The 18,171-nt window shown below is 73.4% G+C and carries 17 protein-coding genes; 14 read left to right on the top strand and 3 right to left on the bottom strand.

Translation table 11 applies throughout. The features are described 5' to 3' along the window. Positions 1 to 126 precede the first annotated feature (126 nt). A complete protein-coding gene (locus ACQ9ZG_RS04645) occupies positions 127 to 1,383 on the top strand; it encodes a glycoside hydrolase family 10-like protein (RefSeq protein ID WP_441350848.1) in 1,257 nt (418 codons plus the stop codon). 86 nt (positions 1,384 to 1,469) lie between these two features. Here ACQ9ZG_RS04645 and ACQ9ZG_RS04640 read toward each other — a convergent pair whose 3' ends face one another. Then, the gene (locus tag ACQ9ZG_RS04640) at positions 1,470 to 2,630 is read right to left on the bottom strand and encodes a DMT family transporter (RefSeq protein ID WP_499279963.1); all 1,161 of its coding nucleotides are present in this window, start codon (positions 2,628 to 2,630) and stop codon (positions 1,470 to 1,472) included. Here ACQ9ZG_RS04640 and ACQ9ZG_RS04635 point away from each other — a divergent pair. The 4 genes from ACQ9ZG_RS04635 to ACQ9ZG_RS04620 all read left to right on the top strand — a co-directional run bounded on the left by ACQ9ZG_RS04635 (position 2,629) and on the right by ACQ9ZG_RS04620 (position 6,860). Further along, the gene (locus tag ACQ9ZG_RS04635; protein ID WP_499279962.1) at positions 2,629 to 4,113 is read left to right on the top strand and encodes an aminotransferase-like domain-containing protein; all 1,485 of its coding nucleotides are present in this window, start codon (positions 2,629 to 2,631) and stop codon (positions 4,111 to 4,113) included. The genes ACQ9ZG_RS04640 and ACQ9ZG_RS04635 overlap by 2 nt on opposite strands. A 297-nt stretch (positions 4,114 to 4,410) precedes the next feature. Further along, positions 4,411 to 4,986, top strand: a complete 576-nt coding sequence (locus ACQ9ZG_RS04630) for a histidine phosphatase family protein (protein WP_386694879.1) — start codon at positions 4,411 to 4,413, stop codon at positions 4,984 to 4,986. A gap of 131 nt (positions 4,987 to 5,117) precedes the next feature. Beyond that, positions 5,118 to 6,287, top strand: a complete 1,170-nt coding sequence (locus tag ACQ9ZG_RS04625) for a serine hydrolase domain-containing protein (protein ID WP_499279960.1) — start codon at positions 5,118 to 5,120, stop codon at positions 6,285 to 6,287. A 75-nt stretch (positions 6,288 to 6,362) separates the two neighbouring features. After that, positions 6,363 to 6,860 carry a peptidylprolyl isomerase gene (locus tag ACQ9ZG_RS04620; protein ID WP_018487835.1) on the top strand — a complete coding sequence of 166 codons (498 nt, stop codon included), beginning with the start codon at positions 6,363 to 6,365 and terminating at the stop codon, positions 6,858 to 6,860. Between the two features lie 118 nt (positions 6,861 to 6,978). Here the strand turns inward: ACQ9ZG_RS04620 and ACQ9ZG_RS04615 are convergent, their stop codons facing one another. Further along, positions 6,979 to 7,371: a DUF5997 family protein gene (locus ACQ9ZG_RS04615; RefSeq protein ID WP_109916874.1), complete on the bottom strand. Its 393-nt coding sequence runs from the start codon at positions 7,369 to 7,371 to the stop codon at positions 6,979 to 6,981. A gap of 58 nt (positions 7,372 to 7,429) precedes the next feature. Between ACQ9ZG_RS04615 and ACQ9ZG_RS04610 the strand changes: the two genes are divergently transcribed. The 7 genes from ACQ9ZG_RS04610 to ACQ9ZG_RS04580 all read left to right on the top strand — a co-directional run bounded on the left by ACQ9ZG_RS04610 (position 7,430) and on the right by ACQ9ZG_RS04580 (position 14,401). After that, the gene (locus tag ACQ9ZG_RS04610) at positions 7,430 to 8,221 is read left to right on the top strand and encodes a LysR family substrate-binding domain-containing protein (protein WP_109916873.1); all 792 of its coding nucleotides are present in this window, start codon (positions 7,430 to 7,432) and stop codon (positions 8,219 to 8,221) included. Positions 8,222 to 8,615: 394 nt separating this feature from the next. Then, the gene (locus ACQ9ZG_RS04605) at positions 8,616 to 8,945 is read left to right on the top strand and encodes a deoxyxylulose-5-phosphate synthase (protein WP_109916872.1); all 330 of its coding nucleotides are present in this window, start codon (positions 8,616 to 8,618) and stop codon (positions 8,943 to 8,945) included. Positions 8,946 to 9,424: 479 nt separating this feature from the next. After that, positions 9,425 to 10,453: an N-acetyl-gamma-glutamyl-phosphate reductase gene (argC, locus tag ACQ9ZG_RS04600; protein WP_109916871.1), complete on the top strand. Its 1,029-nt coding sequence runs from the start codon at positions 9,425 to 9,427 to the stop codon at positions 10,451 to 10,453. Between the two features lie 85 nt (positions 10,454 to 10,538). Beyond that, entirely contained in the window at positions 10,539 to 11,693 is a 1,155-nt protein-coding gene (gene argJ / locus ACQ9ZG_RS04595) for a bifunctional glutamate N-acetyltransferase/amino-acid acetyltransferase ArgJ (RefSeq protein WP_109916870.1), read from the top strand. After that, complete coding sequence (argB, locus tag ACQ9ZG_RS04590; protein WP_018491012.1) at positions 11,690 to 12,628, top strand: acetylglutamate kinase; 939 nt, start codon at positions 11,690 to 11,692, stop codon at positions 12,626 to 12,628. Before argJ ends, argB begins: the two co-directional genes overlap by 4 nt. Further along, a complete protein-coding gene (locus tag ACQ9ZG_RS04585) occupies positions 12,625 to 13,839 on the top strand; it encodes an acetylornithine transaminase (protein WP_109916869.1) in 1,215 nt (404 codons plus the stop codon). The genes argB and ACQ9ZG_RS04585 overlap by 4 nt, the downstream gene beginning before the upstream one ends. Before the next feature lie 25 nt (positions 13,840 to 13,864). Further along, positions 13,865 to 14,401 carry an arginine repressor gene (locus ACQ9ZG_RS04580; RefSeq protein ID WP_018491010.1) on the top strand — a complete coding sequence of 179 codons (537 nt, stop codon included), beginning with the start codon at positions 13,865 to 13,867 and terminating at the stop codon, positions 14,399 to 14,401. Positions 14,402 to 14,470: 69 nt separating this feature from the next. Here ACQ9ZG_RS04580 and ACQ9ZG_RS04575 read toward each other — a convergent pair whose 3' ends face one another. Then, positions 14,471 to 15,178, bottom strand: a complete 708-nt coding sequence (locus ACQ9ZG_RS04575; protein ID WP_109916868.1) for a L,D-transpeptidase family protein — start codon at positions 15,176 to 15,178, stop codon at positions 14,471 to 14,473. A 175-nt stretch (positions 15,179 to 15,353) separates the two neighbouring features. Here ACQ9ZG_RS04575 and ACQ9ZG_RS04570 point away from each other — a divergent pair, with 175 nt between their 5' ends. After that, positions 15,354 to 16,550, top strand: a complete 1,197-nt coding sequence (locus tag ACQ9ZG_RS04570; protein ID WP_028420043.1) for an argininosuccinate synthase — start codon at positions 15,354 to 15,356, stop codon at positions 16,548 to 16,550. A 122-nt stretch (positions 16,551 to 16,672) separates the two neighbouring features. Then, a complete protein-coding gene (gene argH / locus ACQ9ZG_RS04565) occupies positions 16,673 to 18,100 on the top strand; it encodes an argininosuccinate lyase (RefSeq protein WP_109916867.1) in 1,428 nt (475 codons plus the stop codon). The last annotated feature ends 71 nt before the right edge of the window (positions 18,101 to 18,171 follow it).

The following is an 18,171-nucleotide window of genomic DNA, read 5'->3' as shown; positions in this document are numbered from 1 at the left end:
GCCCCGACGACCCGCGGGTCGGAGGGCTACGAACGGGCATCATCCGGTTACGTACAGCGATGGGGGTGACGGTCGACGTGAAGGGACGAGTGGCGTATGCGACGTGGACGCGGTGGACGTGGAGGAATGACCCGGCGGTCGCTGGTGGCGGGCGCGGCGGGACTGGTGGCGGCGATGACGACGGGCGGTGACGCGGCGGCGATGGCAACGGCCCCTTCCGTACGGGGCGGGGGCGGCGGCGAGGACCGCCTCGCGCGGGGCGAACTGCGCGGCGTCTGGATCGCCACGGTCGCCAACCTGGACTGGCCCTCCAGGCCGGGGCTGACGGCGGCGGCCCAGCGGACCGAGCTGATCGCCCATCTCGACCGGGCCGTCCGGCTGCGGCTCAACGCGGTGGTGTTCCAGGTCCGCCCCACCGCGGACGCCCTCTGGCCCTCCCCGTACGAACCGTGGGCCGACTGCCTGACCGGAGTCCAGGGCCAGGACCCGGGGTGGGACCCGCTCGCCACGGCCGTCCGCGAGGCGCACGACCGGGGCCTGGAGCTGCACGCCTGGTTCAACCCGTACCGGGTGGCCAACCACACGGACCCCACCCGGCTCGCCGCCTCCCACCCCGCCCGGCGGCACCCGGAGTGGGTCCTTCCGTACGGCGGGAAGCTCTACTACAACCCCGGCCTTCCGGAGGTCCGCCGGTTCGTCCAGGACGCCATGCTGGACGCCGTCCGCCGCTACGAGATCGACGCGGTCCACTGGGACGACTACTTCTACCCGTATCCGGTGGCGGGCCAGGAGTTCCAGGACGACGCCGCCTACGAGCGGTACGGCTCCGCCTTCGCGGACAGGGCCGCCTGGCGCCGGGACAACGTGGACCGGCTGGTGCGGGAGATGGGGGAGCGGATCCGGCAGACCCGGCAGGGCGTCCGGTTCGGCATCAGCCCCTTCGCCGTCTGGCGGAACAAGGCCACCGACCCGGCGGGATCCGACACCCGGGCGGGCGTCGAGACCTACGACGACCTGCACGCCGACACCCGTAGATGGGTCAAGGAGGGCTGGATCGACTACATCTGCCCGCAGATCTACTGGCACATCGGCCAGACGGCCGCCGACTACGCCAAGGTCCTCGCCTGGTGGGACGCGACCGTACGGGGCACGGGGGTGGGCCTGTACGTGGGGGAGGCGCTCTACAAGGCGGGCGACCCGGCCCAGGCCGCGCCCTGGCAGGACCCGGCGGAACTCTCCCGCCACCTCACGCTCGCCCGCGACCACGGGGAGGTGGCCGGGCACATCTTCTTCTCCGCCAAGCACGTGGCGGCGGACCGGATCGGCGCGATGGCCCGGGTGGTGGCCGACCACTACCAGGACCGGGTGCGCGCCCCGCGCTGAGCGGTCCGGTGCCGGCCGGGAGGCGGCCGCGAGCGGCGGCAGCGAGGGGCCGGGGCGGCTCGGCCCCGGCCCCGTTCCCTCTCCCCTCACCGCGGGGGCCGGTCCCCGGGCGCCTCGATGCGCTGGACGACGCGCCGCCCGGACCGCTGGGTGGCGGCGATGCAGACCAGCACCGCGACCGCCGCGAGGGGGGCCGCCGCCGACACCTCCTCGCCGAGCAGCAGGACGGACCACGCCAGCGTCAGCAGCGGTTGCGCGAGCTGGAGTTGGCTGGCCCGGGGGACGCCGATCGCGGCCATGCCCTTGTACCAGACGTACAGCCCGAAGAAGGTCGACCCGGCGGCCACCCAGACCAGGCCGAGCACGCCGTGCGTGGTGAGGCGGACCGGCTCCAGCGGCAGGGCCACCGCGCTGCCCGCCACCGCGAACGGCAGGCAGAGCATCAGGGCCCAGCCGATCACCTGCCACCCCGGCATCACCCGGGCCAGCCGGCCGCCCTCGGTGTACCCGGCGGCGCACACCAGCAGCGCCCCGAAGAGATAGAGATCGCCCGAGGTCAGGGCCCCGCCGCTCTGCTGCACGGTGAAGCCGATGACGACGGCGGCCCCGGCGAGGGCCGCGACCCAGAACGTACGGGAAGGGCGCTCCCCGGTACGGAGCGACCCCAGCACGGCGGTCGTCAGAGGCAGCAGCCCCACCACCACGGCGGCGTGCGAGGTGGTGGAGGTCTGCAGCGCCAGGGTCGTCAGCAGCGGGAACCCGACGACCACCCCGCCCGCCACCACCGCGAGCCCGGCCCAGTGGCGGCGCTCGGGCACCGGCGCCCGCACGGCCAGCAGGAAGCAGCCCGCGATGAGGGCGGCGAGCGTGGAGCGCAGGGCGACGAGGGACCAGGGGCCGAAGCTCTCCAGGCCCCAGGCGGTGGAGGGGAAGGTGAGCGAGAACGCCACGACGCCGAGCGAGGCGAGGAACGTGCCCCGGCGGGCGGAGGCCTTGGGGCCGGGCTGCGGCGCGGACGGGACCGGGGCCGGGATGGCCCGGACCGGGGCCGGGCCCGGGGAGGTGCCTGCGGCGGCCGGGGCGGTGCCGTCGGTCGGGGTGGTCCCACCGGCCGGCGCCGGGGCGGCGCCTGCGGCCAGGGCGGTGCCCGCGGTCGGGGCCGGGGCTGTGGGCGGGCCCGGGACGGTCTCCGTACCACCCTCGACCGCTATCGCTCCGGAACCGGTAGCGCTATCCTTTGCTCTCATGCAAGAGCGTAGCAGCGTGGCCGAGCTGGTCACTTCCCTCCGTGCCGAGCTGAACCGCTACTCACCCGGTGGAAAGCTGCCCTCCAGTCGTGCCCTCGTCGAACGCTTCCGGGTCAGCCCCGTCACGGTCTCCCGCGCCATCGCCCAGCTCGCCGCCGAGGGACTGGTCACCACCCGCCCCGGCTCGGGTGCCTTCCGGGCCGAACCCCGGGCCGAGGTGCCCGCCCCCGGGGACACCTCCTGGCAGGAGGTGTCGCTGAGCGGCGACGGCGGACCCGAGGTCGTGCCCCGTACGGTCGACGCCTCCGGAGTGCTGGCCACCCTCGCCGCGCCGCCGCCCGGCACCATCGAGTTCAACGGCGGCTATCTGCACGCCGACCTCCAGCCGGAGCGGGCCCTCTCCGCCGCCCTCGCCCGGGCCGGACGCCGCCCGGGGGCCTGGGGGCGGCCGCCCACGGACGGACTGCCCGAACTGCGCTCCTGGTTCGCCCGCGAGATCGGCCCCGCGGTCTCCGGCGCCGACGTCCTGATCACCGCGGGCGGCCAGAGCGCCCTGGCCACCGCCCTGCGCGCGCTCGCCCCGCCCGGCGCCCCGGTCCTCGTCGAGTCACCCACCTACCCCGGCATGCTCGCGGTCGCCCGCGCCACGGGGCTGCGCCCGGTCCCGGTCCCGATGGACGCGGACGGTATCCGGCCCGAACTGCTCGCCGACGCCTTCCGCGCCACCGGGGCCCGGGTCCTCGTCACCCAGCCGCTCTTCCAGAACCCCACCGGGGCCACCCTCGCCCCCGCCCGCCGTCCCGAGGTCCTGGCGATCGCCCGGGCGGCCGGGGCGTTCGTCATCGAGGACGACTTCGCCCGCCGGCTGGTTCACGAGGACGCCGGACCGCTTCCGCCGCCGCTGGCCGCCGACGACCCCGACGGGGTGGTCGTCCACGTCTGCTCGCTCACCAAGGTCACCTCGCCCAGCCTCCGGGTCGGCGCCCTGGCCGCCCGGGGCCCGGTCCTCGAACGCCTCCGCGCCATCCAGGTCGTCGACAGCTTCTTCGTCCCCAGGCCGCTCCAGGAGGCCGCGCTCGAACTCGTCGGCTCCCCGGCGTGGGGCCGCCACCTGGCCGCGGTGGCGGCGGAGCTGCGCGGCCGCCGTACGGTGATGGCCACCGCCCTGCGCTCCGAACTGCCCGCCCTCGCCCTGCCCCACGTCCCGGCGGGCGGCGGCAGCCTCTGGCTCCGCATCCCGGCGACCGGCGCGGGAACGGCCCCCGACGAGACGGCCGTCACCTCCGCCGCCCTGCGGGCCTCGGTCGCCATCGCCCCCGGCACCCCGTACTTCTGTGCCGAACCCCCGGCAGGCCACGTGCGGTTGAGCTTCGCCGCGGTCTCCGGGCCGGGCGAGATCGCGGAGGGCGTGCGCCGGCTCCGTACGGCGTACGACGCGGCCTACGCCGGGTCGCGGGGGCCGGGGGAGGCGCCGGGCGGGTGACGGTGGCGCGGGGCGGCGGTCGGACGGTCCACCCCACCCACCCGGCCGGACCGCCCCGCGCCCACCGCGACCCCGGCAGTCGCGCAGCCTCGCCCCACCCACCCGGCCGGACCGCCCCGCGCCCACCGCGACCCCGGCAGTCGTGCAGCCTCGCCCCACGCGCCCGGGCGAACCGCCCCACCCCCGCCCGGCCGGACCGCCCCACACCCCCGGCGAACGTCTGGGGCGGCCCCCGACAGGTGCCCTCTTGACCGGACAGTCGTTCGGCACCACGATCCGGCCATGACGCATCCGGCCATGACGCAGCGGGTCACCCTGGTCGCGGCGGCGCGCACCTCGCCGCGCCTGGCCGAGCGCTTCGACGACGACCGGCCGCTCGACCACGCCGGCTGGCACGAGGTGCAGCTCGTCGCCCACACCCTGGTCCCGCTCGGGGCGGCCGAACTGCGGTACTGCTCACCCAGCCCGCGCAGCCGCGCCACCGCCGACGCGCTCGGCTACGCCCCGATGGCCCAGCCCGCCCTGCGCGACTGCGACATGGGCCGCTGGCGCGGTGCGACCCTGGCCGAGGTGGCCGCCCGGGAACCGGCCGCCGTCGACGCCTGGTTCGCGGACCCGGGCGGCGCCCCGCACGGCGGGGAATCGCTCCTCGCCTTCATCGGGCGCATCGGGAGCTGGCTGGACACCCGCCCGGTCTGCGACGGCTTCATCGTCGCGGTCGCGGAGCCCGCCGCGATCCGGGCGGCCCTGGTCTACGCGCTGAACGTGCCGCCGACCGCGTACTGGAACGTGGACGTCCGCCCGCTCTCCACGATCACGCTCGCCGGTTCCCCCGGCCGCTGGAGCCTCAGCCTGGAGTCCGGCCTCCGCTGAGCTCCCCTGACCTCCGCCGACCTCCGCAGGGCCCCTCCGCAGGGCCCCTCCGCAGGGCCCGCTCTTCCCTCCGGCCCGACCGGTCGGTACGTTGCGGGGACACCGATCCCGCACCGTACCGAGGGAGCCCCATGGCACAGGTCCACGGCCACTGCGACGACCGGTTCACCCGGGTCCGGGAGGCCTTCGAGGAGAACTTCACGGCCCGCGGCGAACTCGGCGCCGCCGTCACCGTCCTCCTCGACGGCCGGCCCGTGGTGGACCTCTGGGGCGGCTGGGCCGACGAGGCCCGCACCCGCCCCTGGGAGCGGGACACCCTGGTCAACGTCTGGTCCACGAGCAAGGGCCCCACCGCCCTCTGCGCCCACCTCCTCGCGGACCGGGGCCTGCTCGACCTGGACGCCCCCGTGGCCACGTACTGGCCGGAGTTCGCGGCGGCCGGCAAGGAGGCCGTTCCCGTACGCCACCTCCTCTCGCACCGCTCCGGGGTCGCCGGGATCGACGTACCGCACACGCTGGACGACCTGTACGACTGGGAGCTCACCTGCGCGCGGCTCGCCGCCACCGCCCCCTGGTGGGAGCCGGGGACCCGGTCGGGCTACCACGCGATCTCGTACGGATTCCTCGTCGGTGAGGTGGTCCGCCGGGTCACGGGGGTGCCGCCGGGGGAGTTCCTGCGGCAGGAGATCACCGGACCGCTCGGCATCGACTTCACCTTCGGCCTCCCGGAGAAGGAGACCCACCGGCTCGCCGAACTCGTCCAGGAACGCACCGACCGCGCCGCCCAGGCCGCTCTCCTGGCCCGGATGGAGCCGGTCGCCGTCGCCTCCCTGCTCAACCCGCCCACCGGCCGGGCCGCCGCCAACACACCCGGGTGGCGCGCCGCCGAGATCCCCGCCGCCAACGGCCACGGCACCGCCCGCGCGGTCGCCGCGCTCTACGGGATCCTCGCCGGACGCGGCACCCTGGACGGCCGCCGGATCCTCTCCGAGCAGGCCGTCGAACGCGTCCGCGAGAGCCAGGGCGCCTGCCGCGACCTGGTCCTCGGTGACGCCTTCGCCCAGGAGACGGAGATCGCGCTCGGCCTCTGGCTGAGCGGCCGCAACCGCTCCTACGGGCCCAACCCGCGGGCGATGGGCCACGACGGCGCGGGCGGCTCCTGCGGGCTGGCCGACCCGGAAGCGGGCATCGCCCTCGGGTACGTCATGAACCGGATGGGGGCGGGCGTGGCCGACGACCCCCGGAAGACGGCCCTGGTGGACGCGGTGTACGCGGCCCTCGGAGACACCGCCCGGGGATGACCGGAGCGCGACATTCCCCACCGCCGACCCAACCCGGGTTTCACCTGCGGTTGCCAGGAATGTGAGGATGTCACCATGACAACCAAGGTCTACTTCGACATCACCATCGACGACGCGCCCGCTGGGCGGATCACGTTCAACCTGTTCGACGACGTCGTCCCCAAGACGACGGAGAACTTCCGCGCGCTCGCCACCGGCGAGAAGGGCTTCGGCTACGCCGGCTCGTCCTTCCACCGTGTCATCACGGACTTCATGCTCCAGGGCGGCGACTTCACCCGCGGCGACGGCACCGGCGGCAAGAGCATCTACGGCGAGAAGTTCGCCGACGAGAACTTCAAGCTCAAGCACGACCGCGTGGGCCTGCTCTCGATGGCCAACGCCGGCCCGAACACCAACGGCTCGCAGTTCTTCATCACCACGGTGCTGACCCCGTGGCTGGACGGCAAGCACGTGGTCTTCGGTGAGGTCGCCGACGACGACAGCATGGCCCTGGTCCGCAAGATCGAGGCGCTGGGCTCCTCCAGCGGCCGCACCCGCGCCAAGGTCACCATCGCCGAGTCCGGCGTTCTCTGACCGACGTACGGGCCCTCGGGCCCGCACGCACGGAAGCCCGGCCGACGCCATCGCGTCGGCCGGGCTTCCCGTTGTCCTACGGCCCTCCAGACCGGCTCCCGGTCAGTCCGACCGGAAGTCAGTCCGACCGGGCGGCCCGCTCCGCGTTGCGCTCCTTGATGCGGGCGGTCTCCTTGCGGACCTCCGCCTGGGTCGCCCGCTCCTTCTGGAGCCACTCGGGCATCTCGGCCTTGAGGGCGTCGATCTGCTCGGTGGTGAGGGCGTCGGTGACCCCGCCGCGGGCCAGCCCCGCGATGGAGACGCCGAGCTTCGCCGCGACGACGGGACGGGGGTGCGGCCCGGTGCGGCGCAGCTCGACCAGCCAGGCGGGCGGGTCGGTCTGGAGGGTGTTCAGCTCGGTGCGCGAGACGGCACCCTCCTGGAACTCGGCGGGGGTGGCCTGGAGGTACACACCCAGCTTCTTCGCCGCGGTGGCGGGCTTCATGGTCTGGGCGGTCTTGTGCGACGTCATGGGTCCAGGGTATCGACCACAGGACATACCTCCGACCACGGACCGGTAGCCTGAACCCGTGACAGGCTCGGACACACCCTCATCCTTCAGGCTCGCGTACGTACCCGGTGTGACGCCCGCCAAGTGGGTGAGGGTCTGGCACGAGCGGCTGCCCGGCACCCCCCTGGAGCTGGTCCAGGTCCCCCCGGCCGACGCGGGCCGGCTGCTGGCGGACGGCGGTGCGGAGGCCGGACTCGTACGGCTCCCGGTCGACCGGGACGTCCTCAGCGCGATCCCCCTCTACACCGAGACGACGGTCGTGGTGATCCCCAAGGACCACACCGCCACCGCCGCGGAGGAGGTCACGCTCCCCGACCTGGCCGACGAGATCGTCCTGCACCCGCTCGACGACGTCCTGGACTGGGAGACCCTCCCCGGCCGCCCCGCGATCGAGCGCCCGGCCACCACGGCGGACGCGATCGAGCTGGTGGCGGCGGGCGTGGGCGTCCTCCTGGTCCCGCAGTCCCTGGCCCGCCTCCACCACCGCAAGGACCTCACCTACCGCCCGGTCCCGGAGGCCCCCGAGTCCCGCGTCGCCCTGTCGTGGCCGCAGGAGGAACCCACGCCGGATCTGGTGGAGGAGTTCATCGGCATCGTCCGGGGGCGCACGGTCAACAGCACCCGCGGCCGCGCGGCCCAGCAGCAGACGCCGAAGGCCAAGCCCCAGCCGAAGCGCTCCGGCAAGCCGGCCTCCGGCGGAAAGCAGCAGGGCAGGCAGACCGCCCAGCAGCCCGGCTCCGGCCGCCGCGCGGGCGTCCCGAAGGGCGGCAGCAGGACGGCGGGCAAGCGCGGAAAGCCGCGGGGTCGGTAGGGGGACTCGGTCCCTGCCGCGGTATTCCGGCCGTGCGGACGGCTGCGGGCGAGAGTTCCCAGGCGACACGTGCGGACGGCTGCGGGCGAGAGTTCCACGGCGACACGTGCGGACAGTTGCGGGTGAGAGCTCCACGGCGACACGTGCGGACGGCTACTGGTGAGGGCTCCACGGCGACACCACCGACTCGGCAGGCCGTCCCAGCCCTCCGTTACGCCTCGTTGCGCCGCGGGCGTCCCCCGTCGGCGCCTCGCTGCCCCGGAGGTGACCGGGTCCACGGGCACCGCGGCGACGGCGGTGTCCCTCCTGCTCCACGCCACCGGCTGCGACTGCCGGTGACCGCGCGCGCCGGAACTCGCTGGCCACCCGGTGACGGGATTCCTGGGCTGGCCCCATGGCCACCGCGAGAACCTCGTACGTCTGCCTCGCCTGCCGGGCGTCGTACAAGCAGCCCTACGACCGCACGAGGCAGCGGAGTTGCCCGCGCTGCGCCGAGCCGCTGATCCACGCGGGCTCGGCGTTCGCCCCGCCCCGCCGACGGGACACGGCGGCCTGGCGGACGCTGACCGTGCTGCTGAACGCCGACGTCGGCTTCCACAAGAGCTGCTGCGGTGGCCCCGGTTACCGCCCCCGCACGCTGCGGGAGGTCCGCGAACGGATGACGTACGCCGAGCGCAGCGGCGAACCGGTCGCCAGGGCTCTGGTGCGCTACAACATGCCTTGACGCAGCGTCAGTTCATCACGTCCTCGACGATTCGCCGGGCGGCCTCGGCGGGTGTCGGGGGCGCGTGGTGTCGATGACCTCGGCGTCGGCGTGCAGCCAGATGTGATCCGCTTCGGCGTTCAGCCATACGGCCATGTGCCTCAGGTCAGTGGGGAGGGGTGCGGAGCCCGACGCGCAGCAGTCCCCGGCCGAGTGCCACCAGCGAGGGGGCGGTGGCCGTCATGGGGCCGGAGCCTGGTCGCGGGCCCGCGCTGCAGGGCGGTCGGGCCCACGGCCCCGCAGCCGGCCGATACGCCGGAACGTGCGACTGAGCGTCAAGCCCGGGGTGCTCACCGCCCGAGGCGCTCCCCGCGCTGCCGCGAGCAAGCTCGGGCCGTCGCCGGCACGCCGGGTCTCGACCAGGAGTGCAGCGATTCACCCCCTGATTGCATAAAAGTGCAGTCATGCGTATAGTCATGCCATCAACGAGGAGGATTCCGATGGTGGTACGCGCAGCAGTCGCAGGGGCGAGCGGATACGCCGGTGGTGAGCTGCTCCGACTTCTGCTCGCGCACCCCGGGGTCGAGATCGGGGCGCTCACCGGGCACTCCAACGCGGGCCAGACCCTCGGCTCGCTCCAGCCGCATCTGCGGCCGCTGGCCGACCGGGTGCTGGAGCCCACCACCGCCGAGGTGCTCGCCGGGCACGACGTCGTCTTCCTGGCGCTCCCGCACGGGCAGTCCGCCGCCGTGGCCGAGCAGCTCGGGGACGAGGTGCTCGTGGTCGACATGGGGGCCGACTTCCGGCTCAAGGACGCGGGGGACTGGGAGACGTTCTACGGGTCCCCGCACGCCGGGACCTGGCCCTACGGGCTGCCCGAGCTGCCGGGCGGGCGGGGCGCGCTCGCCGGGGTGAAGCGGATCGCCGTGCCGGGGTGCTATCCGACCGCCGTCTCGCTCGCGCTCTTCCCGGCGTACGCGGCCGGTATCGCCGAGCCGGAGGCCGTCGTCGTCGCCGCGTCCGGCACCTCCGGGGCGGGCAAGGCGGCCAAGCCGCACCTGCTCGGCTCCGAGGTGATGGGCAACATGACCCCGTACGGCGTCGGCGGCGGCCACCGCCACACGCCCGAGATGATCCAGAACCTCAGCGCCGCCGCAGGCCGGCCGGTCACCGTCTCCTTCACGCCCACCCTCGCCCCCATGGCGCGCGGCATCCTCGCCACGTGCAGCGCGAAGGCCACGCCGGGTGTGAGCGCGGAGGGCCTGCGCGCGGTGTACGAGAAGGCGTTCGCGGACGAGCCGTTCGTCGATCTCCTGCCCGAGGGGCAGTGGCCCGCCACCGCCTCCGTGTACGGCTCCAACGCCGTGCAGATCCAGGTCGCGTACGACCCCGCCGCCGGGCGGATCGTCGTCGTCGCCGCCATCGACAACCTGGCCAAGGGCACCGCGGGCGGCGCCCTCCAGAGTATGAACATCGCCCTCGGGCTGCCCGAGGACACCGGCCTCTCGACGATCGGCGTCGCACCGTGAGCGTCGAGCGCGCGGCCGCCGGGCCGCCGAGGGCCAGGAGAGCCGCGCCGCGCCGCGCGGTCGGAGAAGCGAAGAAGGAGATGCAGTGAGCGTCACGGCAGCACAGGGATTCTCGGCGGCGGGCATCGCCGCGGGGATCAAGGAGAGCGGTAACCCGGACCTGGCCCTCGTGGTCAACCACGGGCCGCGTCGCGCCGCCGCGGGCGTCTTCACCTCCAACCGCGTCAAGGCCGCGCCCGTGCTCTGGTCGGAGCAGGTCCTCAAGGGCGGCGCGGTCACCGCCGTCGTCCTCAACTCCGGTGGCGCCAACGCCTGTACGGGACCCAAGGGGTTCCAGGACACCCACGCCACGGCGGAGAAGGTCGCCGAGGTGCTGGAGGGGCACAGCGCGGGAGAGGTGGCCGTCGCCTCCACCGGGCTCATCGGGCTCCTGCTCCCCATGGACAAGCTCCTCCCCGGCATCGAGCAGGCCGCCGCCGCCCTCAGCGAGCACGGCGGCGAGAAGGCCGCCATCGCCATCAAGACCACCGACACCGTCCACAAGACCGCCGTCGCGGGCGGCGACGGCTGGACCGTCGGAGGCATGGCCAAGGGCGCCGGCATGCTCGCCCCGGGCCTCGCCACCATGCTCGTCGTCCTCACCACCGACGCCGACGTGGCCGCCCCGCAACTGGACGCCGCCCTCCGCGAGGCCACCCGGACCACCTTCGACCGGGTCGACTCCGACGGCTGCATGTCCACCAACGACACCGTGCTGCTCCTCGCCTCCGGCGCCAGCGGCATCACCCCGGAGCAGGACGCGTTCGCCGAAGCCGTACGCGCCGTCTGCGCCGACCTCGCCCGGCAGCTCATCGGGGACGCCGAGGGCGCCTCCAAGGACATCCGGATCGAGGTGATCAACGCGGCCACCGAGGACGACGCCGTCGAGGTCGGCCGCTCCATCGCCCGCAACAACCTCCTCAAGTGCGCCATCCACGGCGAGGACCCCAACTGGGGCCGTGTCCTCTCCGCGATCGGCACGACGAAGGCCGCCTTCGAGCCGGACCAGCTCAACGTGGCCATCAACGACGTCTGGGTCTGCAAGAACGGCGGCGTGGGGGAGGACCGCGACCTCGTCGACATGCGCTACCGGGAGGTCAAGGTCACCGCCGACCTCGCGGCGGGCACCGAGTCCGCCGTCATCTGGGCCAACGACCTCACCGCGGACTACGTCCACGAGAACAGCGCGTACAGCTCATGACGACGGCGCGGAAGCACACCGCACTCCCGAAGGCGCAGACCCTCATCGAGGCGCTGCCCTGGCTGACCCGGCACCACGGCAGGACGGTCGTCATCAAGTTCGGCGGCAACGCCATGATCGACGAGGAGCTGAAGGCCGCGTTCGCCCAGGACGTCGTCTTCCTGCGCCACGCCGGTCTCAAGCCCGTCGTCGTGCACGGCGGCGGCCCCCAGATCAGCGCCCAGCTCGACAAGCAGGGCCTGGTCAGCGAGTTCAAGGCCGGGCTGCGCGTCACCACGCCCGAGGCGATGGACGTCGTACGGATGGTCCTCGCCGGACAGGTCCAGCGCGAACTGGTCGGCCTCCTCAACCAGCACGGCCCCCTCGCCGTCGGCATGACCGGCGAGGACGCCCACACCATCACCGCCACCCAGCACCGGCCCACCATCGACGGCGAGTCCGTCGACATCGGCCGGGTCGGGGAGATCACCGCCATCGACACCGGGGCCATCCAGGCGCTGCTGGACGACGGCCGCATCCCGGTCGTCTCCTCCATCGCCCGCTCCGCCGACGACCACCACGTCTACAACGTCAACGCCGACACCGCGGCCGCGGCGCTCGCCGCCGCCCTGAACGCCGAGACGCTGATGGTCCTCACGGACGTCGAGGGGCTGTACGAGGACTGGCCCAACAGCGACGACGTGATCAGCAGGCTCACCGCGAGCGAGCTGGAGAAGCTGCTGCCCGAGCTGTCCAGCGGCATGGTCCCCAAGATGCAGGGCTGCCTCCACGCCGTACGCAACGGCGTCGAGACCGCCCGGGTCATCGACGGCCGGGTCCAGCACTCGATCCTGCTGGAGATCTTCACCGACGAGGGCATCGGCACGATGGTCGTGCCCGACGCTCCCATCGCCGTACACACAGGGCCCGAACTGCCCGGACTGGGGGAATCATGACGACCGGCACCGGAGCCGAGGCCGCGGGACTCACCGCGCGCTGGCAGGGCGCGCTGATGGACAACTACGGCACCCCCCGCCTGCCCCTCGTCCGCGGCGAGGGCGCGCACGTCTGGGACGGCGACGGCACCCGCTACCTCGACTTCGTCGGCGGCATCGCGGTCAACGCCCTCGGCCACGCGCACCCGGCCGTCGTCGAGGCCGTCTCCACCCAGGTGGCGTCCCTCGGCCATGTGTCGAACCTGTTCATCGCCGAACCGCCGGTCGCCCTCGCGGAGCGGCTGCTCCAGCTCTTCGGCCGCCAGGGCCGGGTCTTCTTCGCCAACTCCGGCGCGGAGGCCAACGAAGCCGCGTTCAAGATCGGCCGGCTCACCGGGCGCACCCACATGGTCGCCACCGACGGCGGCTTCCACGGCCGGACGATGGGCGCGCTCGCGCTGACCGGCCAGCCCGGCAAGCAGGAGCCGTTCCGCCCGCTCCCCGGTGATGTCACCCATGTCCCCTACGGGGACGTGGACGCCCTGCGCGCGGCCGTCACCACCGACACCGCACTGGTGATCATCGAACCGGTCCAGGGCGAGAACGGCGTCGTCGTCCCGCCCAAGGGCTACCTGGAAGCCGCCCGCGAGATCACCCGCGCCACCGGCACCCTCCTCGTCCTGGACGAGGTGCAGACCGGGATCGGGCGCTGCGGCCAGTGGTTCGAGTACCAGGCCCACCAAGGCGTCGAGCCGGACATCGTCACCCTCGCCAAGGGGCTCGGCGGCGGGCTGCCGATCGGTGCGACCGTCGCCTTCGGCCCGGCCGCCGACCTGCTGAAGCCCGGTCACCACGGCACCACCTTCGGCGGCAACCCGGTCGCCTGCGCCGCCGGACTCGCCGTCCTGGACACCCTCGCGGCCGACGGCGTGCTCGACCAGGTCAAGCGGCTCGGGGAGAGGATCCGCGACGGCGTGGAGGCGCTCGGACACCCGCTGGTCTCCCATGTCCGCGGCAGCGGGCTGCTGCTGGGTATCGTGCTCACCGGACCCCTCGCACCGCAGGTGCAGCAGGCGGCCCAGGGAGCCGGCCTCCTGGTGAACGCGCCCGCCCCCGATGTCGTACGGCTCATGCCGCCGCTGATCATCGGTGACGCGGAGGTGGACGCGTTCCTGGAGATCCTGCCGGGCGCTCTCGACGCGGCACACGGGGACGGACGATCCGGAGCATGACCCTCCGGAGAATGAGGCGACGACGATGACCGAGGCGCAGGAGACCGAGCACGGCGGGCCGTCCGTGCCGCAGACCCGCACCGCCCGCCACCGCCGGATCGTGGACATCCTGAACCGGCAGCCGGTCCGCTCGCAGAGCCAGCTGGCCAAGCTCCTCGCGGACGACGGGCTGAGCGTCACCCAGGCGACGCTCTCCCGCGACCTGGACGAGCTGGGCGCGGTCAAGATCCGCAACACCGGCGGCGAGCTGATCTACGCGGTGCCCAGCGAGGGCGGCTTCCGCACCCCGCAGGCCCCGCTCGGCGGCTCGGCCAAGGAGGAGCGGATGCGCCGGCTCTCGGCCGAACTGCTCATCTCGGCCGAGGCGTCGGCCAACCTGGTGGTGCTCCGTACGCCGCCGGGCGCCGCCCAGTTCCTCGCCTCGGCCATCGACCAGGCCGAACTGCACGACATCCTCGGCACCATCGCGGGCGACGACACGCTGATGCTCATCAGCCGCGACCCGAGCGGCGGCCAGGCGCTCGCCGACCATCTGCTGAGGCTCGCTCAGAACGACCGCTGAGCCGGAGAACCAGGGCCGGCCCGTCGCACGGCCGCCCTCCGGGCGACGACGGCAGTTCGACGACAGGCCCTAGTAGCGCGTGATCGCGGTCGGGCCCGACGAGGTCCCGACCGCGATGTGCGGCCGCCGCTCCGGCCGCACCCAGGCCAGGATCTCCGCCATGGCCTCCGCCGGGACCGAGACGCAACCCGCCGTCGCCCCGCGCCCGTTCACATGGAGGAAGATCCCGGCGCCCCGGCCGCGCACCGGACGGTCGTAGTTGAAGCCGATCACCAGCGCCCGGGCGTACTGCGTCCCGTACGTGACCAGGTGCTCGGCCTCGTCCGCCCGGCAGTGGTCCGGCCGGGGCTCCACCCAGCGGTTGTACGCGCGCGAGGCGTTGTCCTGGCACCACCACGAGTCCTCGTTCACCTTGCGGTACGGATACCGCGTCCCCGCCGGGGCGTCCTCGATGCCGAACGCGTACGGCAGGTCGTACAGCCCCGTCGGCGTGGTGCCGGTGCCCTGTTCCCGGCCCGCCCCCTCGGCCAGCCCGTTCGCCCCGAACCGCGCGGGGGCGGAGCCCTTCTCCGCCCACCGGCCCCCGCGCCGCTCCCACCAGGTCACCGTGCCGGTGGTCGAGCCGGTACCGGGGGCCTCGGCCGTGATCAGCTGCGAGCCGCCGCCGGTGTCCGCCAGCCGGTACGGGAGCGGCGGCGGGGTGTCGGCGGGCGCGGCCCCGAGGGAGCCGGTGGCCAGGGCGAGGAGGACGGCGAGGGTCGGCAGAGGTCGGCGCATGTCCGGACCGTACGGCGACCGGGACCGACGCCCCACCGGACCTGCTCCGTACGGCCCAGTGCTGCCATCCGCGGGCGATGCACCTGGGCCCGCCGCCCTGACCTGCCGCTTTGACAAAGCATACGGACCACTGCATAGTTATACCCATCAGTGATTGCACCGTAAGGAGAAACCCGTGACCGAGCGCGTCGTACTCGCCTACTCGGGCGGCCTGGACACCTCCGTCGCCATCGGCTGGATCGCCGAGGAGACGGGCGCCGAGGTCATCGCCGTTGCCGTGGACGTCGGCCAGGGCGGCGAGGACCTGGACGTCATCCGCAAGCGCGCGCTCGCCTGCGGTGCCGTCGAAGCCGAGGTCGCGGACGCCAAGGACGAGTTCGCCGAGGAGTACTGCCTCCCGGCGATCAAGGCCAACGCCCTCTACATGGACCGCTATCCGCTGGTCTCGGCCCTCTCCCGGCCGACCATCGTCAAGCACCTCGTCGCCGCCGCCCGGAAGCACGACGCCGGGATCGTCGCCCACGGCTGCACCGGCAAGGGCAACGACCAGGTCCGCTTCGAGGCCGGTATCTCCGCGCTCGGTCCCGACCTCAAGTGCATCGCCCCGGTCCGGGACTACGCGATGACCCGGGACAAGGCCATCGCCTTCTGCGAGGAGAAGAACCTCCCGATCGCCACCACCAAGAAGTCGCCGTACTCCATCGACCAGAACGTCTTCGGACGGGCCGTCGAGACGGGCTTCCTGGAGGACATCTGGAACGCGCCGATCGAGGACATCTACGAGTACACCTCCAACCCCGCCACCCCGCGCGAGGCCGACGAGGTCGTCATCTCCTTCAAGGAGGGTGTCCCGGTCGCCATCGACGGCCGGCCCGTCACCGTCCTCCAGGCGATCCAGCAGCTCAACGAGCGGGCCGGCGCCCAGGGCATCGGCCGGATCGACATGGTCGAGGACCGGCTCGTGGGCATCAAGTCCCGTGAGGTGTACGAGGCGCCCGGCGCGATCGCGCTGATCACCGCCCACCAGGAGCTGGAGAACGTCACCGTCGAGCGCGAGCTGGCCCGCTACAAGCGGCAGGTCGAGCAGCGGTGGGGCGAGATGGTCTACGACGGCCTGTGGTTCTCCCCGCTCAAGCGGGCCCTGGACGGCTTCATCAACGAGGCCAACCAGCACGTGACCGGCGACATCCGGATGACCCTGCACGGCGGCCGGGCCGTCGTCACCGGCCGGAAGTCCGAGGAGTCGCTCTACGACTTCAACCTCGCCACCTACGACTCGGGCGACACCTTCGACCAGTCCAAGGCGCAGGGCTTCATCGAGATCTTCGGCCTCTCCTCGAAGATCGCCGCCAAGCGGGACCTGCAGGCATAGCCTGACGCGCACCTCGCCCGACCCCTTCTCGTTGTACAGCCGCCTCCCCGTCGTCACGTGGCAGGGAGGCGGCCGCATATCCGCACCCCGGCCCCACGCCTTTGCCTTTTGAGGAGCACGCAGTGAGCAGCAACAACGGTGACGTCCGGCTCTGGGGCGCGCGTTTCGCCGACGGACCGGCCGAGGCGCTGGCCAAGCTCTCCGCCTCCGTCCACTTCGACTGGCGGCTCGCCCCCTACGACATCGCCGGCTCCCGCGCCCACGCCCGCGTCCTGAACAAGGCGGGCCTGCTCACCGAGGACGAGCTGAACCGGATGCTCGCCGGGCTCGACCAGCTCGAAGCCGATGTCGCGGACGGCTCCTTCACCGGGACCATCGCCGACGAGGACGTCCACACCGCCCTGGAGCGCGGGCTCCTGGAGCGGCTCGGCCCCGACCTCGGCGGCAAGCTGCGCGCCGGGCGGTCCCGGAACGACCAGATCGCCACGCTCTTCCGGATGTACCTGCGCGACCACGCCCGGACCATCGGCGGCCTGATCGCGGACCTCCAGGGCGCCCTGGTCGGCCTCGCGGAGGCCCACCCGGACGTGGCGATGCCCGGCCGCACCCACCTCCAGCACGCCCAGCCGGTGCTCTTCGCCCACCATGTGCTCGCCCATGTGCAGTCCCTCTCCCGGGACGCCGAGCGGCTGCGCCAGTGGGACGCGCGCACGGCCGTCTCCCCGTACGGCTCCGGGGCGCTCGCCGGCTCCTCGCTCGGGCTCGACCCGGAGGCGGTCGCCGCCGACCTCGGCTTCGAGCACGGTTCGGTCGGCAACTCCATCGACGGCACCGCCTCGCGGGACTTCGTCGCGGAGTTCGCCTTCATCACCGCGATGATCGGCGTCAACCTCTCCCGGATCGCGGAGGAGATCATCATCTGGAACACGAAGGAGTTCTCCTTCGTCACCCTCCACGACGCCTTCTCCACCGGCTCCTCGATCATGCCGCAGAAGAAGAATCCGGACATCGCGGAGCTGGCCCGGGGCAAGTCCGGCCGCCTCATCGGCAATCTGACCGGCCTCCTCGCCACGCTCAAGGCGCTCCCGCTCGCCTACAACCGGGACCTCCAGGAGGACAAGGAGCCCGTCTTCGACTCCTGCGACCAGCTCGAAGTCCTGCTCCCCGCCTTCACCGGCATGATGGCCACGCTCACCGTCAACCGCGAGCGGATGGAGGAGCTGGCCCCGGCGGGGTTCTCGCTCGCCACCGACATCGCGGAGTGGCTGGTCCGCCAGGGCGTGCCCTTCCGGGTCGCCCACGAGGTCGCGGGCGCCTGCGTCAAGGAGTGCGAGCAGCACGGCATCGAGCTGGACCAGCTCACCGACGAGCAGTTCGCGAAGATCTCCGAGCACCTGACGCCGGAGGTCCGCACCGTCCTCGACGTGCGCGGCGCCCTCGCCTCCCGCAGCGGCCGGGGCGGCACGGCCCCCTCCGCCGTCGCCGTCCAGCTGGCCGAGGTGAAGAAGGACCTGGAGGCCCAGCAGGCCTGGGCCGACGCCCGCCGGTAGGCCGGAGCCGGCCCGGGACCGTGCGTACGGGGGTGGCGCCCCGTACGCACGGTCCCGTCGCAGGTGTACGG

The sequence above is a fragment of the Streptomyces araujoniae genome (assembly GCF_050871195.1).
Lineage (GTDB): Bacteria > Actinomycetota > Actinomycetes > Streptomycetales > Streptomycetaceae > Streptomyces > Streptomyces bacillaris.
The sequence above is the reverse complement of the archived record's forward strand: the minus strand, read 5'-3'. Positions and strand labels throughout refer to the sequence as shown.